The organism is Sphingobacterium spiritivorum (assembly GCF_016725325.1).
GTDB lineage: Bacteria > Bacteroidota > Bacteroidia > Sphingobacteriales > Sphingobacteriaceae > Sphingobacterium.
The window spans coordinates 749,719-766,280 of the sequence record NZ_CP068083.1; the positions used below are offsets into that span (position 1 = coordinate 749,719).

The window sequence follows — 16,562 nt, forward strand, 5'->3', positions numbered from 1 at the left end:
GTAACTCCTGTAACCTATCAAAAAAAGCTTGTTTAATACTAAATAAAACTAGCTTTTAGGTTACAATGTTGTTGTAACCATGTTGTAACTATACATTTATAAGCTGTTACCTTTCCAAAAAAAAAGCCCTCAAAAGAGGGCTTAGAAAATGAAGGTATTCTTCATTGTCTGCGTGAAAACCTAACCTTATATTTATTGTAAATTACTTCAACTTTCTTCTCTGATAGAGGGATTTTTATATCATTATCCTTGCAATAATTCAAGTAAACTTGATACCAATAACTGAAATTTCTAAAATAAAAACACTTACGAGAAAAGAAGTAATGACAGTGCTGTTCCCTATTAAAATTACCATCCTCATCGAGATGGACACCGTTCGGTGTAATCCAATGTTCTTTAGGTATCTCAAGATTTAAAATAGATTTAACTATTTGATGTTCAACCAATATTATTTCGTTATTTATTAAATCACTAAATTCCCTAAGGCCAGATTTGATCATTTTTTTGCTGTAAAAATTAAGAAAATCTTTCAATCCCTCTGATGTCATATAGCATTCTCTAAAGCCAGAACCATTACTCTCTCGCGAACTATCAAATCCACTATAGCAGACAAAATTATTCATTATAAAACTTTTCTTATTATTTCTTACAGGAGCAATATATCGAAAACCGATATGGTCCATTATTTGACTTTCAGTTGCGCTTAAGTCATACCCATTGTATTTCACATCAGGGACCATAACACCCTCATTAAACATCTTCTTGGAACCTACTTCTTCAAATCTGACATAGTCTTTAAGGTACTCTGACAGAACAGAATTGATTACATCCAATGGTACGCCTGTAAGCTTGGATAATCGTCTATTTGACGTATATGCGCCTCCGTAATGGAGTGTGAACAGCTGGGAGCTGTCGAGCGCAACTTTATTGAGGTGTTCTAGCTCTTCCCACCTTAATAACAATAACGCCCTTGCTTCATCATTAAAATTAGTAGCTATAAATAATGATTGAGATTTGGTCAATTCGTACATTGATCTCATTTCAACTTTAGCATCCTTGTATTCAATCACGTTAAAATTAATGCTTTTAAAATTTTCGTCAGTAGTTTTCCCATAGATTTTTTGACAAGCTTCAATCCAACCAGGCTCCATTTTACGGATATCCTTCAAAACATTATCATGTGTCATTCCTGATAACTCAGCAATCTCTAGACTACTTATTGTATTTTTTGATATTTCTAATGATTTCATAATTAATCTTATTTTAAGTATTTATTAGAACGGTAATCCATCTTCGGACTCGTTTAAATTGGATGGAATTTGATATTCCCCTGTAAAAATATGCACGCGTTTTGTTTGATATGCAACCTTTTTAACAATAGACTGTTGGAATTTAATATTAAATTTTTCACAAAATTCTTTCAATGCTGTATTCAGTAATCGGGGGTGCAATTTCTGTTTTTCGTATAGAGATAGGTATTCATTATATTCTTGTTGAAATATTTTTACTTCAACAAAGTCAAGCCTTAGCCATTTATCTATATTATCTTCAATAAACTCTATTGTTTTTTCCCCATACTTATTATTAAACATTTTTTTCCATCCTGAATCAGACAATTCCTGTTCTTTAATGATTCCATTAACCTTTAAATGATGCTGAACAGACTCAATAATAACATCATCAAAACTTTTCCAGTCCGAATCATCAAAATCATGAGGAAACATCTTTTCATGAACAACATTAGGCCCATTTGGACCTGAATAAAAATTAGTAAACTCTATAGTTCTAACCCTCCTTTTTAAACCTCCATCTGTAATATTGCATGAAAAATTTGTTGACATTAAAATTTTCGGAGTTTCTTCAAATGGTAAATCAAACCTATCAGAGTACAACCTTTTAATTGTGGAATTATTAGTAATTACATTTTTTAATTTTGCAAAAGAAAAATACTTTGGTGTATCTCCTATAACAAATACCTTTTCATTCCGCCACGACTGGAACAAGGTATCATTAACCTCAATTGCTCCCCCGTCAACTTCGCATCTAGTTGTAGTGTATGCTAACATTTCCCCAAACAAGCTTTTTCCAGCTCCCCCGCCATCCAATTCATCTGCCGCCATTTCAGACAGTACAACCATATATGCACGATCTCTACATTTTATCTCATGAGACAGCCATCCAATAATATTTTTAACGTTATCCGTATATCCAGTAGAATTTGTCAAAAATTCAGAATATAAATTTGAACTCTCAATTGACGGATCATAACATCTATTCTGTTTTTGATTATAAAAAATATACTTATCTGTAATTTCAAGGAAATCATAATCATGAATTTCTACTGATTCAGCTGTTATTTCTATTATGCAGTTTCTATAAAACTTATAACAAACGTCTCTTTTGTCACAAAGCAGTAATTCTTTATCCATCTTAGGAATCCCCCCTTTGATATATTTCAACTTAGTACTTAATTTTTCTGTTAATGCATTTGAAATCTTTTCTTTGGTGACTTCATCTTCTTTTATATATGCTTCCAATGCTTCTGTTAAATGGGGTTGCAGATCAAAAACCTGATTTAGAACTCTACTTTCGACATCCTTGCGATATATAACTCCATTATATAATACATAACCAATTCCTTCTACAACATCTATTAGGTTTTTCAAAAGTATATTAACCACATCCTTCTCATTGAACTCCCAGAATTTTTTAAATGGGTATTGTTCGGCCGATTTAGCTTTTCCTTCTTCTATCGCTTTTTTAGCATTTGAGCTTAGATTTTTGGGGCCAGTATTTCCATCTCGTATCGCTTTTTCTACAATTATTTCCTCCGTTTTTGAGGTAAATTTTCCAAAACCTTTCTCCACTAAAAATTTATATGTCAACTTTGAATCTCCATCGAATTTAAGATGAGATAGCAGTGTGGCTGGCCTATAACCTCGCTCACCTTCTAAATTGGTTGATGTAGTGAATATTTTAAAAACACGCTTATCGCAAATAAAAGAAGCAGAAGTTCCCGAATCTTTTCCTGGACGAGTAAACTGAATATAATTTTTACCCTCAGGTCTACCAAATACCCTCCATCCAAATTCTTCCATTAATGCAACAGGGTCACAATTGTAATCATAATCTTCAAAAGGATTAACCGAATACCAATTAGACATTGATTTACTGACTTTTGGCATAGGAGCCATTTTAATTACGTCACTGAAAGAACGGCAGATATTTATTAATCCGCAGCGTTCTTCCCAAGTAATTACAGGCATAGGAACATCATGAACAATGGTATATCCTGAGCTTGGAGGGAAAAGAAAATATCCGCCTTCACCTCTTGTTTCAATATATTTTATTTTCTTTCCCTTTCCTCCTTCTTCATATTTAAAAGCTAACTCTTGACTTCCTTCAATTTTGTGGTCACTGACTCTGTAAATTATATGTCTGCCTCCAGAAGGAGTTTTATGTATTCGAAGTCGAGGAAAAATATCTGGGTATATTTCCTTTATTCGATTTAACAACAATGCATCAATGCCAGGATTATATTTACTATCAACATCTATACATTCTAAGTTACCGCTGATAGCTCCACATATTACAGCTACTCCTGTAGTATCGTAATATTCTAATGCTGAATAAAGCTCCCCCCTGTCCATTCTACGTGACTGCAAAGGCTTCCATGTACCTAAGCACGGATCTTTTGGTTTTTTCTCCCTCTGTTTTCGATCAAATTGATGACGATCATAGACAGGCATTATAGAGTAGCCATCATCAATAAGAGGCTCGTATTTACTCCAAACATTAGCTAATTCAATTCCCATCTTAACGTAATTGTATGTCAGTAAATTCAATGGGCATTGATCCAATCATTCTAGATTGAATATCAACCCAATTAGACTTGTATCCCATAGCAGCTCCGAATGCGGAAAGAAAGCCCTTGTGCATTTGCTCTTTAGCTTTAGCCACACGTGTCGCAAAAACCTGCTTCTTTTTCATCTTAGCATAAATGGCAAGTTCATTCGGAGTGAGTTCGCTGATCTTTCTTCCGACTAGAGAGGTGTAGTGACTGGTAACTTCTACTAATTCTCCTTGCTCCAGTTCCTTTTCAGTTAATGGTCGTTCGTGTCCGCAATATTGACATATACGCACTGACGATGGTATGATCGATTCGCACTCAGAACATAGAGCAACAGGCGCAACGCCTTGACCTTTCTTGGAACGCTTTGTAACCTCCCACATGTTTTCCCAATCGCGGTCTTCAAAGTATAAGCCGTGACGCTCCCAATTGCCACCATAATCTAGTACCCGAAAGTGAGTTTTCAGGGGGGTACCATCAGCTGACCATACCGGTCTACTTCCGCGTCCTATCATTTGCAGATATAGAGGTAAAGAAGTTGTTGCACGGTTGAGAATAACCAAATCAACAGCCGGAGCGTCGAAACCCTTTGTCAAACTCGCTACCGATACGCAAATATTTGCTAGTCCCAATCCAGTGAACTTTGCTAACTCGTAGCTGGAATTTTCCAACTGACTATGATATTCAACCGATGCAAATCCCTCATCTTGGAGTCTTTGGTTCATTTCGCGCGCATGTTTGATGGACGACACGAAAATCATGCACTTCTTAAATGTCGCTGATCGAAGATCTTCAAAAATCCCATCATACACAGCCGAAGTGGAAAATGCTGCGGTTTGGGATTGTTCAGTGTATTCACCATTACGCATTTCAAGGATATCTGTATCGGCTTTAGTCCTAGCAAGATGCTGGTAGGAACAAAGAAAGCCTTGTTGGATTAGCTCGTCTACCTGACAACATATAACACAAGTATTATATAGCTCTGCAAGATGTTTAGCAACTCTACCATCGGGAGTGGCGGTGAAACCAAGGATATACGGATTACTTACCTCGATCAAACGACGGATAATATTCGAAGGTGTCCCAATATGGGCTTCATCGACAATGATCAGCGGTGGAAATTCCAATTGCGCAAGTTGCTCCAGTATCAGTGGGCGACGCGTGAGTGTTTGGGCCATTGCAATATATAGTTGCCCGGCTTTGATATGGACGTGCTTTTTACCGTTGGCTATCTCAATCCCTCCTGCTTCACCAATAATCTGGTCGAAAATCTTGGTAGTCTCACTGATGATAACGACGGCTCGGCCATTCGAAATTGACTTGTAAGCAACGTCAATAAACATTTTGGTCTTTCCTGATCCTGTCGGAGCGCAAGCAATGACCCGCCGGTGATCCCTCAGGGCCACAGCTAAGTTTTTTACAAATTCAGCTTGATATGGTCTTAATGTTGGTAGCATAACTTTCATGACCCTACCTCCTTTCTTTGGTATATTCGAATTGCTAAATATAGACGCCAATACATCATATTTCTTTCGATTCCTCTTAGATCTTCAATGAAGAAGCATGCCTGTTTTGCCTCAGATATTACATTAACATCTTGATTGGTGATTGACCAGATTCTTAATCTGACTTCGGTTGAATCTGGAACTTGATGTTTTGAAGTAAATTTGACGTATGCATTGCAATGGTTACACACCTGTTTAATGTGGGGACCAGAGAATACATATTTAGCCTCGTCTTCCACACCACAGTGAGGACACTCGTAAGGTTTCAATAAGTTCATAATAAATTTTGTTAAGTTCTTCAGATTGAAGGTTTGCCGTCCTATTAAACAATCATAAAGTTTCTAAAGTTATCAATAAGGAAACATTTAAACAATAAAAAAAGGGAGAAATAAATCTCCCTTTAATCAAAAATTAAAATGGGAGATCGTCGTTTTCATCTATTGTTGTCGCAGGAGATGAATTCCCTCCACCTTGCGACCAATCTTTTAGATTACCAAGAATTGGTTGATTTGAATTTAACCAGTCGGTATTTGATTTATTAGCGTTATATACTTCACTCGGAAGTGATTTGGCGATAAAACCATTTTGTCCGTACTGATCTGCTTCTTCTCGGATAACGACTCGAACATCCATATAAACAGCTCCATCTTTCAAAGTAAGATTGTTTCCATCAATCGGAAGCAGTACGCATTTAACCATTTCACCTGCTTTATTTTTCTTGTCTACGATAACTGCCTGAGTTAATTTTGTTAGGGCTATTGAGCCAGTAAGTGTTTTGTTTGACATATTTTTTGTTTTTAATATTATAACGCTAAGATTGATACAACAGTTTCCTACGCCGCCTTTTTCTTGGTAGCGCGAGCCACCGCTTTATACTTCGGTTCATACATAATATCAGCATGCTCCACCATTTCACCAGTTGCTTTGGCTTGCTTCTCAGCGAATGCACGCATTTGATCAAGTTTGACATTACCTAAACCTTCAGCCGTGACTCCGGCATTATTCAGATAGTAATCAATGATCACACGCCATCCATCGACAGACGCAACGGAAACGGTATATGACTCAATTGCTTTCGGTGCTTCCACTTGGCGATTAGCCTGGGCAACCATCACAGTGACAGATGCAGCTTGCTTTGCCTTTGCGGAATCCGCATCGGCTTTTTGCTGGGCCGCTAGTTGAGCCGCAGCAGCATCCTCTTGCTGTTTCTTTGCTAGTGCCTCAGCAGCTTTACTTTCGGCAACACCGACTTCCAATTCCGCTAAACGGGTAGGAATAAGTGAAAGAAGATATTCAGCATATTTAGTCACCTCGGCACTGAAATGATTAGCGCACGCCGTGAACTTATCCGCAGTACGCACTTCGTTGATCAACTCCTGATCACCTATTAGGGTGATGGTTTCCCAAGCATCTTCTGTAAGTGTTCCGCCAATAAAGCCTGAAATAGCCGCCTCCGCTTCTCCAATTGTTTCAATTGTTGCGCCTGAATACACAGTAAGCATTGTTTGCTTTACGGTAGAGAGATAGGCCGCATATCCACTCCGCAATTGGGTTTCCAATGCAGCGATATCATCAATTCGCTTTTGTTTTTTGGCTAGCTCTGCCTGCTCCCTTTGCTTCGCTGCAGCAGCTTCTTGCGCGTGTATTCTTGCGGATGTATTGCGTAGGCGCTGAATTGGATCATACAGTTCCTTACTGAGAGCGTTCTCCACAGCAGTAAAAGCTTTGATGAAAGCATGTGCCTTTTCCGTAAACGGTTTGCGCTGCTCCTCGACGTGCTTAACAGCTTTCTTTGCCGAAACTTGCCAGTTCATCAACTCGTCATCCAATTCCTTGGGAAGTTTATCGCCGTTGGCAGCGGCTTTGGCAAGTAAAGCGATTTGCTTCGCACGGTACTTATCTAAGAAACCCTGCGCAGCTGTATAAACAGCGCTTGCATTTTGCAGGTCTGTTTGAGTAAACGGCATGATAGCCATTGTTTGTTGCGTTGTTGTACTCATAACTAGAATGGTAATGGTTCAGCAGTCGGTTCATTAATCACAGGTTCAGTGGGTTTCGCAGCGGTGGAAGGCTTAACAGCCGCAGGCCTAACGATCGGCTCCATATTCGGTTCAGCATGCCCGAACTTGCGCCCCACATATTCGCTAATCCCTTCTTTACGGATCACTCCTGATAATCCCTGTCCACGGTCTGCTATTGAGAATACCCCGCCAATGGTAGTGTACGTTTTACTCTCCGCCTTACTAGCATACCGGATATCAGCAAGCGTCATAACAGCATCAACCTCGGAGGTAGTTATATCGCCTGTCCAATCCTTGAAGTTATAAGTAGGCGTTTCACCTCTCCATTCTTTAGGCGACCAGTTGCACGCGGCATCCAGTGGTAGATCCGGAAAGTTTTCTTCCCATAATTGGCGTTCCGCCTCAAGCTGCAGTCCATTGGTTCGGTAGAAACCATGACGGCCGGATTTGAAATTGATGATAGCGCTGATGGTTTTATCCACTTTGATTTCTTTGGGTTGGCCTTTTCTCGGACCCGACTTGTAAACCTCGGTATCTGAGTAGCCATCTACTTGAATAGTCATGTTGCAAACTAAGTCGATCAACGTGCCATAGCCACGCTCGCTTAGCAGGACGTATTCAATACCTAGTGGTACGATTTGGTAATCCAAATAGAACTGAATGAATGCAGATAGGTCGTTGCGTAATTTTTCAGGCCATTCTTTCGTGTCCGGTTGGTAGTAGCTGTTTTCGGCTAGGTAATCATCGACCACCGTTTCAACAGCATTAAAGTCGTATTGCCCATTGATCAGAAACTTGCCTATTTCCAAGTGCATCAATGTGCCGTAATGCTGGCTTAGCTCTAGCAGTCTGCCAGCTTCTTTCAACCCGTGCTTAACGTACCACTCCAACAATGGCTGTTCCATAGGTGCGCAAGCATTGATCGCAGTGGTGAGACTGGTGTATAGCCGTAGCGGACTCTCGACCGGCACTCCATCCTCATTTAACCGGATGTATGATCGGCCTTGGCCGAAGTTAATGCGACCTACTTTATATGATGGTAGTCTCAACGCGGTATCGTTGAACCACTCTGTATTGATATTTTCGAATGTAATTGCCATGGGGTATTAGATTTGGGTTGCGGATTTGATTAGTTCTTCAATCTTGTAGGCTTCAACAATGTTACCGCATTGCGCCAGCGCTAGTACATGATTTAGCATTTCCAGCATCTCAGGCGCTTTACTTATTAGTAGTGCGTTTGCCTTATTTTCATCTGAGAAATGGCTTGGATTTAATTTTTCATCGAAAAGCATTACCATAACGCTTAAGTCGGAGCCCAACACAGATGTCTTAACATCATAAAAATGAGTGTTGCCTACAGCCACCCACGGCCCTGGTGTTCCTTTAAATTCCATCACTTCACCTCCTCCGCTTCTACATCCTCAACTGCTACAGCTACACCACTTCCCGAACCCAACTGCAACAAACTTCCGCTGGTGATCATGTTGGTGGTTAATCGGTTCAATTCACCGCCCGATTCAACATAGGCACGTACCTGCTCGATAGTTTCTTCTGTGAAATTTGGGATAAGCTTAACTATTGGATAGTTCTTTGCCATACCGGGAGTGTACGACTGCACCTTCTCCACCACAAGCGAGAACGGGAAACCAATTATGCTTCCACTACGCTCCATCACCATATCAAATGCTTTCACAATACTAGGGATAGTCGTTTCCTTGGCTTTTGTTTGGAATGTCCAATATCCAAGAACACCTTTCATTTTAAGGAGGACAAAACGAAGAGTTAGTGTCCGCGCAAAATGCTTACGAATTGCCTTGACTTTTGGATCGTCAGGAAGCAACCCACTTTCATATGCCCCTTTACCGTCCTTCCCTCCCAAAGGATTCCAAACAGTAAAGGTCGAACCGTCTCCCCATCCAAGGCGCTTGCCTTTATCCCATGCCTCGAATTGCTCATTACACACCTCACTAAGATTATTACTAACAAAAGCAATGTGCAATTCGGTGGGCTTATCACCCACAAGCGAGGCGAAATGAGTTGCGAACTTTCCGGTAGCCCGGAAATAGTCTAATGATGTAGGCAAACCACGTTCGGTTTTCATACCTACCTTAATTCTTCCGATTTCGGGCAACGTACTACCTTGTACAGTTCCCGTTGAAATTCGTCCTTTCATAATAAATATTTGTTAAGTGTAGCCTTTAGGCTGTTTTACAATATTCAGTTGGTTAGTTTGCCGTCATCCCCAAATGAACTTTAATTTCATGCACTTCTTCTAGCGCTCCATGTACTTCGCTAAGCAGATCTTTTACCTGACTTAGCAATTTTTTCTTTAGCTCTGGACTCATTATCCTTTTCAATTTGATAACTTAATAAGTCGTCAGCTTCTGCCAACGCTTCAATTTCACCCCTGTTGATTCTCATTTTACTGCTGGTCCCAACTTCATCCTGACTTATCGATAAGTGCCCGTCAGCGATCCATTTGTCAACTTTCCCCCGCCCATACATTTTATAAGCTTCCGCTTTACTTATGTATGATTTAAGTCCTCCTGTCATAGTCAGCATTTCGGTAGCGGTCAATTTTGCCATTGACCGCAGAACCTTTGCTATTGTGGATTGATTCTCAACAAGTGTTACATCGCTACCTTGTGTTGCTAGTAAACTAATCATTGTTTTTGCCTCCTTCCTTTCTGACATCATCTTCCTTCCGCCATACTTTATACTTTCCTTGATGTGTCGGATCCTTTTTTACTGTAAATCTCTTATTACTTCGTGCCTTCGCTGAGTGAAAATGCTTGCTTGCGATGTATCTGACAGATTTTACAACCCTTTGGTCCACAGGTTCACTTTCACCTATTTCCATTCGATCCATTTTTTCACGCCATGATTGAGGCCAGGTAGGCTTAGTTATAGCTTCCATACTATTCTTAATTTTGAATGATTGATAAATTTCTTTTGCATTTTGAACACACTTTATTTACTTTTGTTAAACTTTGACAATACAAATGTAATATTGATATTTATCATTTGCAAATATTATTTATCATTTGTACAATATTTTTTGCTAAAACACACTTGAAAGATGAAAAATCAAGGATTGTACATTAAATCAATCCTAAAAGAACGCGGAATAACAATTGAAGAATTGGCTAATTATTTAGGTATGACGCGTGTAACTTTAGGAAATAGATTAAAACATGAGGTGTACCCAAGCACCGATGAAAAAGTTAGAATCATCGAGTTTTTAAAGATGACTCCTTCTGAGATAAATTCACTCAATGCGATGGGTGGAAATGCCTTTGATTTAGGATCAATAGAAGAAGATCAAGTAAGCGAACTCGTTGAGATCTCACCAGGCAGATTCCGGATGAAAGTAGAATTAGTTCCTATGTATGCTCAAGCAGGTTATTTAACAGACTATACTGATACACATTTTTTAGAAGAATTACCAGTACACTATTTTACTACTGATAGGCCTGCAAAAGGAAACTACCGTGCTTTTGAAACATATGGAGATAGTATGGATAATGGAGATATAAAAGAAGCTATACCAAGCGGAATTATTGTAGTTGGCAGAGAACTCGATCGTAAGTATTGGACTAGTAAACTTCATAGTCACAAGTGGCCCAACTGGATCTTTGTTCACAATACAGAAGGTATTGTTGTCAAGCAGATAGCGGATCAAAATCTAGAGACAGGAGATTTGACTCTAACAAGCTTAAATCCGGATAAAAGGAAATACCCTGATTTCACAATCAATCTTGATGATGTTAAACAAATCTATAATGTTATAAAGAGAGAGTTGGATTATTAGAATCAAGAAATAACACATAAAAATTACAATACATATGGCAACAAAAGGACAAAAAATAAAGACCTTCCGAATGATAAAAGGCATTACTCAAGAGCAGTTAGCTGAAAAATTTAATGGCAATAAATCTACAGTTTCAAGAATTGAGAATGACACTATGGAACCTAATGCTCAAGTTCTTGCAGCTCTTGCTTCCTTTGGAATGAATATTGACGATTTATTACAAGCTGAAAATGGTTACGTAAAAGAAAAAGCTCTGCAAATGAGAGTTACAGAGCTTGAATTAAAATTAATGCAAATAGAAAGTAAGCTTGAAGGACTCGTTAAGTTTATCGAAGAAAAACTTTAAAACTTTTGATTGCACTTCATCCACAATACTCCAATCCTTTGCCAAATATCCATCTGTCATGGCCATGCCATTAACAACATGATTGAGAGCATCAGCAATGTCATCTTTAGTACATCTACAATCATTTCGAGCGACTGTTGCAAATGAATGTCTAGCCGAATAAAAAGTTAGCATAAATCCTAACTTTTCCCCAATCTGCTTCAAACCAATATTTAGAGCTTTAGTAAAGTTTCTAGCATCACTATATCGCTTGGCGATTGTACCTCTATATTCTTTAAAATAAGCTTCGGCCACGTCTGGAACCGCAATACTTATAAACGCGCTATCATCTCGCTTTCCTTGAGTTTTACTTCGGTTATAACCTAGCCTTCCGGATATTGGAGTCATATCGCTTTTGTAAATATCCACTGCATTTATACCGCACAAGAAGAAAGAGAGGAAAAACATATCTTTTGCGAGTCGCTCCCTTCTTCCCACAGGTTGATAAGTATATAGCTTTATCAAAAGATCAACTTCGGCATTTCGCTTTTTCTTATTCCGTGTTGGTTTCAACTTGTATTTAACGAAGGGGTTATTTCGGATGATTATCTCTCCTATATCTTCATCATTGTATTTGAATTTACATGCATTAAACAGTATACGCAAATTGGCCATGTGCTTGAAGACCCCAGCATCAGTCATTCCAGAACTTACGATTTTCACTTTTTTCCCATGCTGGTTGGTACGCACAAGGGTCCTATCATTACGTAGATATGTTTCATATGCGATAAGGATCTTTGAAGTGAGCATTGCCGGATTTAGCATACCTTTGAAGTAATCGGTTAAAGAGTTAACTACGGATCGCAATGGCACTGCTGAGGAAGATCGACCATCCTTGACCAATTCTTCTATATGATCATTACAAAAAGCTAAGAAGTCAATATCTTCTGCGGCTTGAACCGGCTCTTCCTTTTTTAAAATGTACTCTTTAATTCTTTGCGCAGAATAGCTCTTTGAAATTTCTTGGGTGAGGTAATCTCGAAATTTATTAAGTATGGGAGATATGTACCTGTCGACATACGCAGGCTTTAACTTGCCACGCGCATCAATGTTTCTCCTGTCTGTGTATAGATCCGTAGCAATGTAAACCGACTGTCCATGTTGCCCGATTCTAATTTTAACATTAACAGTTTTATTGCTTTTTATATGATGGTCAAGAATGACAGCTGATAGTGTAGCCATGCTGTAAAGTATTTGTAAAGTTTATTCTAATTGTTTTAACAGTAAAAGTTGTCAAAGCTAACACTGTAAATGGAATGAATTCTTCACAAAACCTATCAAAAAACGCACGTTATACATAAAAAAGGCCGATTTTTCAATCAGCCTTGTAGTAGCGGGGAGCAGGATCGAACTGCCGACCTCAGGGTTATGAATCCTGCGCTCTAACCATCTGAGCTACCCCGCCGTTTTTGAGTATGCAAATATAGCAATATCAACTTACATTCAAAGTAATTTTAGCTTTAATTTCTGCTTTTTTTCATCATTACACATATCCATCTGCACAAATCCCTAAAAATGAAAAAAATACACAGAAAAAATATTTCAAAAATTTATTTTAATAAAATTCTTATTCTATTTTTTTAAACAAAATAAATCTGTATACTTACAAAAAGAGAGTGATCTGTTGTATTTAAAAGCAGGATTAAAGGCCTTCTTGGCAAACAAGAATGGCACGGTTTTTAATAGTAGACAGGCAAAAATAAAAACAACTAACTAGTGCAAAATATCGTATGGAAGAAAAAGTAAAATTTCAACGCGAATATATCATCAACTCGTCTCCGCGTATTCTTTTCCCGTTTTTGGAAGAGGCAAATGCGCTGGCACAATGGTTTGCTGACGAAGTTCACTTCCGTGACAACACCTATGAATTTATATGGGATAATGAAAGCCACAAAGCTAAACTCATCGCTTCAAAAGAAAACAAAAGTGTAAAGTTCAAATGGCTGGATGATGAACCCTATTTTTTCGAAATGGAAATCAATCAGGATGAGCTGACAAATGATGTCGCATTATCAATTATTGATTTTGCTAAAGAAGATAATCTGGAAGACCGGAAAAAAATCTGGGACAATCAGATAGAATATCTCCAAAGTGTTATTGGAGCATAAAAAATCTTTATCTTTGTAGCATGATAATATATTATGCTACAATTTATTCTAAATTAATAGTGATAGGTTGTACAGGGAGCTGACGAATGAAAAAAATTCACTTATTAATTCTTCAATCTTTCATTAAGCCGTTTATCGTCACATTTTGTATTGTGATGTTCGTGCTGTTGATGCTTTTCCTTTTCAAATACATTGATGATTTGATTGGAAAAGGATTTGAATGGTACGTCATCCTGCAACTCATTGGCTACCAGTGCGCCGTGCAAATGCAGATGGCCCTCCCCCTCTCCATGTTATTATCTTCGATTATGACATTTGGTAATCTGGGTGAAAGTTATGAACTGGTAGCGATCAAAGCTGCCGGAGTATCTCTTCGCAAAGCCATGACTCCCCTGTTTATTCTCGTCGCCTTGTTCAGTGCAGGTTCTTTTTTATTTTCCGATTATATATTACCTGTAGTAAATCTGAAGATGGGATCACTGTTATATGATGTCCGAAATAAGAAAGCCGATTTCCTTATCAAACCCGGAATATTTAACAACACCATTCCCGGATATGCCATCCGCGCAAAGAGTAAAAGTAAAGACGGTACCGTACTAAATGAACTGATGATCTATGATCATACATCCGGTAGCTCGTCCAACAATGTATTGCTAGCCAAAGAAGGATTTGTACAAAACTCTCCGGACAACAGCTACATGGTTCTGAGATTAAAAGATGGTATCCGGTACGAAGAATCAAAAGGAAAGAACAGCAAATCATACGACCCACGGAAACAATTTGTACGCTTTCAGTTTAAAGAGACCGAACAAAAATTTGATATGGGCGATTTTCAGATGAAACGAACAGATGAAAACCTGTTCAAATCGCATCATGCCATGTTGAATCTTCGTCAGCTCAAGATGTATACAGATTCTAATCACCGTCAGATGGACAGTGTAGGCCGTATGGCTGAACATGATATCCGAAATTATTATAATTATTACTCCAATTACTTCCGGTCTCCGGGGACGAAAGTTATTCCTGCAAAAGTAAAACCTTTCAAGAATCTGCTCGAAGATGTAGTTCCTGCTACAGAACGCAGGCAGATTGTCGGTTCAGCCATGACGCAATCCCGTTATATTACAGAGACCTTAGGCAATAAAACACTGGAGTATAAGGCATTCCGGGATAAAGATATCCGTTACAGATTGGAATTCCATCGTAAATTTACATTAGCAGTCTCCTGTTTACTCCTTTTCGGTATAGGAGCACCACTGGGCGCTATTATCCGTAAAGGAGGATTGGGGCTTCCGGTAGTAATGGCAATTATCTTCTTCCTGATCTATCATATCATATCTACGGTATCCGAAAAAGCAGCAAAAGATGCGAGCTTAGCACCAATGACAGGGATGTGGATGGCTATTATTGTCCTTACTCCGCTGGCTATATTTTTGACCTATAAATCTACTACAGACTCCTCTCTATTCGATGTTGAGCAGTATAAACTCAAGGCACAATCCATATGGAAATGGATCAGAAGCAGGTTCATTAAAGATAAAAACATATCCCAGCAGGGTACTTCAGTATAATTATGACAGGTTCATTATAAATACTTGTATAAACAACTCTAACTTTGTAAAAACATATTTTCTTAAATTAAAATGGAAATAAAGCTTAATTCGATTGAAGAAGCAATCGCCGATATACAAGCCGGTAAAGTAATTATTGTAGTCGATGATGAAGATCGTGAAAATGAAGGCGATTTTGTTACCGCAGCGCGCAATGCGACTCCGGAAATTATCAATTTTATGGCTACTCATGGCCGTGGATTAGTATGTGCTCCTTTAACAAAAGAACGTTGTGATGAATTGGGTCTTGACCTTATGGTAGGACAGAACACAGCTGTGTATGAGACAAATTTTACTGTATCAGTAGACTTACAGGGATACGGTTGTACAACTGGCATTTCTGCTTCAGATCGCTCTAAGACTATCAAAGCTCTGATCGATCCGAATATCCGTCCTGAAGAACTGGGACGTCCCGGGCATATTTTCCCGCTTATTGCAAAAGATGGTGGTGTACTTCGCCGTACAGGCCACACAGAAGCAACTGTAGATCTGGCTCGTCTTGCCGGATTTGAACCTGCAGGTGTATTGGTTGAAATATTAAAAGAAGACGGTGAAATGGCCCGTCTGCCTGAACTGATTGAAGTAGCGAAACGTTTTGACCTTAAGATCATCAGTATTGAAGATCTGATTGAATACCGTTTGAAACACGATTCATTGATTAATGAAGAAGTAACGGTGAATATGCCTACGGAATATGGTGATTTTCAACTGAAAGCTTATACACAAAAAGATACCGGTGCACAGCATCTGGCCTTGTACAAAGGAGAGTGGAAAGAAGATGAGCCTATTTTAGTACGTGTACACAGTTCATGTATGACGGGTGACATCTTCGGATCATGCCGTTGTGATTGTGGTCCTCAGCTTCACAAAGCCATGGAAATGATCCAGCAGGAAGGTAAAGGTGTCATCGTATACATGAATCAGGAAGGAAGAGGAATCGGTCTTATCAATAAATTACATGCTTACAAACTGCAGGAAGGTGGTGTAGATACGGTAGATGCCAATCTTCAGCTTGGTTTTAAAGCAGATCTGAGAGACTATGGTGTAGGTGCTCAGATTCTCCGTAATCTTGGAGTAACTAAAATGCGTCTGATGTCTAACAATCCGACAAAACGTGCCGGACTGGTAGGATATGGTCTGGAAATCATTGAAAATGTGCCGATCGAGATTCAGGCAAATCAATATAACGAAGAATATCTGAAAACAAAACGTGATCGTATGGGACATACCATCATGAAGAATTTATAAGATCAGTATAAAAAAAGTGAGGGC

16 protein-coding genes and 1 tRNA gene are annotated in these 16,562 nt (G+C 38.8%); 5 read left to right on the forward strand and 12 right to left on the reverse strand.

What is annotated here, in order from left to right:
* Nucleotides 1–161: 161 nt before the first annotated feature.
* From I6J02_RS02975 to I6J02_RS03020, 10 genes are all read right to left on the reverse strand, one after another.
* Nucleotides 162–1,250 (reverse strand): Rha family transcriptional regulator, encoded by a 1,089-nt coding sequence (locus tag I6J02_RS02975; RefSeq protein WP_201680352.1) that lies wholly within the window; start codon nt 1,248–1,250, stop codon nt 162–164.
* 24 nt (nt 1,251–1,274) lie between these two features.
* A complete protein-coding gene (locus I6J02_RS02980; protein WP_201680353.1) occupies nt 1,275–3,815 on the reverse strand; it encodes a bifunctional DNA primase/polymerase in 2,541 nt (846 codons plus the stop codon).
* Between the two features lies 1 nt (nt 3,816).
* Complete coding sequence (locus I6J02_RS02985) at nt 3,817–5,316, reverse strand: DEAD/DEAH box helicase (protein ID WP_201680354.1); 1,500 nt, start codon at nt 5,314–5,316, stop codon at nt 3,817–3,819.
* Between the two features lie 450 nt (nt 5,317–5,766).
* Complete coding sequence (locus tag I6J02_RS02990) at nt 5,767–6,141, reverse strand: hypothetical protein (RefSeq protein WP_201680355.1); 375 nt, start codon at nt 6,139–6,141, stop codon at nt 5,767–5,769.
* Nucleotides 6,142–6,188: 47 nt separating this feature from the next.
* Nucleotides 6,189–7,355 carry a hypothetical protein gene (locus I6J02_RS02995; RefSeq protein WP_201680356.1) on the reverse strand — a complete coding sequence of 389 codons (1,167 nt, stop codon included), beginning with the start codon at nt 7,353–7,355 and terminating at the stop codon, nt 6,189–6,191.
* 2 nt (nt 7,356–7,357) lie between these two features.
* On the reverse strand, nt 7,358–8,476 hold the full coding sequence (locus I6J02_RS03000; RefSeq protein ID WP_201680357.1) for a hypothetical protein: 1,119 nt from the start codon (nt 8,474–8,476) through the stop codon (nt 7,358–7,360).
* 6 nt (nt 8,477–8,482) lie between these two features.
* Nucleotides 8,483–8,770: a hypothetical protein gene (locus I6J02_RS03005; protein WP_201680358.1), complete on the reverse strand. Its 288-nt coding sequence runs from the start codon at nt 8,768–8,770 to the stop codon at nt 8,483–8,485.
* Nucleotides 8,770–9,549: a hypothetical protein gene (locus tag I6J02_RS03010; RefSeq protein ID WP_201680360.1), complete on the reverse strand. Its 780-nt coding sequence runs from the start codon at nt 9,547–9,549 to the stop codon at nt 8,770–8,772. Before I6J02_RS03010 ends, I6J02_RS03005 begins: the two co-directional genes overlap by 1 nt.
* 119 nt (nt 9,550–9,668) lie before the next feature.
* Nucleotides 9,669–10,043 carry a hypothetical protein gene (locus I6J02_RS03015; protein WP_201680361.1) on the reverse strand — a complete coding sequence of 125 codons (375 nt, stop codon included), beginning with the start codon at nt 10,041–10,043 and terminating at the stop codon, nt 9,669–9,671.
* Nucleotides 10,036–10,293 (reverse strand): hypothetical protein, encoded by a 258-nt coding sequence (locus I6J02_RS03020; protein WP_201680363.1) that lies wholly within the window; start codon nt 10,291–10,293, stop codon nt 10,036–10,038. The genes I6J02_RS03015 and I6J02_RS03020 overlap by 8 nt, the downstream gene beginning before the upstream one ends.
* A gap of 162 nt (nt 10,294–10,455) precedes the next feature.
* Between I6J02_RS03020 and I6J02_RS03025 the strand changes: the two genes are divergently transcribed.
* Both I6J02_RS03025 and I6J02_RS03030 read left to right on the forward strand, forming a co-directional pair.
* The gene (locus tag I6J02_RS03025) at nt 10,456–11,187 is read left to right on the forward strand and encodes a helix-turn-helix transcriptional regulator (RefSeq protein ID WP_002992922.1); all 732 of its coding nucleotides are present in this window, start codon (nt 10,456–10,458) and stop codon (nt 11,185–11,187) included.
* Between the two features lie 34 nt (nt 11,188–11,221).
* Nucleotides 11,222–11,533 (forward strand): helix-turn-helix domain-containing protein, encoded by a 312-nt coding sequence (locus I6J02_RS03030; protein WP_201680364.1) that lies wholly within the window; start codon nt 11,222–11,224, stop codon nt 11,531–11,533.
* Here the strand turns inward: I6J02_RS03030 and I6J02_RS03035 are convergent.
* Both I6J02_RS03035 and I6J02_RS03040 read right to left on the reverse strand, forming a co-directional pair.
* Nucleotides 11,474–12,754: a phage integrase SAM-like domain-containing protein gene (locus I6J02_RS03035; protein ID WP_201680365.1), complete on the reverse strand. Its 1,281-nt coding sequence runs from the start codon at nt 12,752–12,754 to the stop codon at nt 11,474–11,476. The genes I6J02_RS03030 and I6J02_RS03035 overlap by 60 nt on opposite strands.
* Before the next feature lie 149 nt (nt 12,755–12,903).
* Nucleotides 12,904–12,977 (reverse strand) — tRNA-Met (locus tag I6J02_RS03040).
* A 325-nt stretch (nt 12,978–13,302) separates the two neighbouring features.
* Here I6J02_RS03040 and I6J02_RS03045 point away from each other — a divergent pair.
* The 3 genes from I6J02_RS03045 to I6J02_RS03055 all read left to right on the forward strand — a co-directional run bounded on the left by I6J02_RS03045 (nt 13,303) and on the right by I6J02_RS03055 (nt 16,538).
* A complete protein-coding gene (locus I6J02_RS03045) occupies nt 13,303–13,680 on the forward strand; it encodes an START-like domain-containing protein (protein ID WP_201680367.1) in 378 nt (125 codons plus the stop codon).
* 86 nt (nt 13,681–13,766) lie between these two features.
* Complete coding sequence (locus I6J02_RS03050; protein ID WP_201680369.1) at nt 13,767–15,251, forward strand: LptF/LptG family permease; 1,485 nt, start codon at nt 13,767–13,769, stop codon at nt 15,249–15,251.
* A 72-nt stretch (nt 15,252–15,323) separates the two neighbouring features.
* On the forward strand, nt 15,324–16,538 hold the full coding sequence (locus I6J02_RS03055) for a bifunctional 3,4-dihydroxy-2-butanone-4-phosphate synthase/GTP cyclohydrolase II (protein WP_003011860.1): 1,215 nt from the start codon (nt 15,324–15,326) through the stop codon (nt 16,536–16,538).
* The last annotated feature ends 24 nt before the right edge of the window (nt 16,539–16,562 follow it).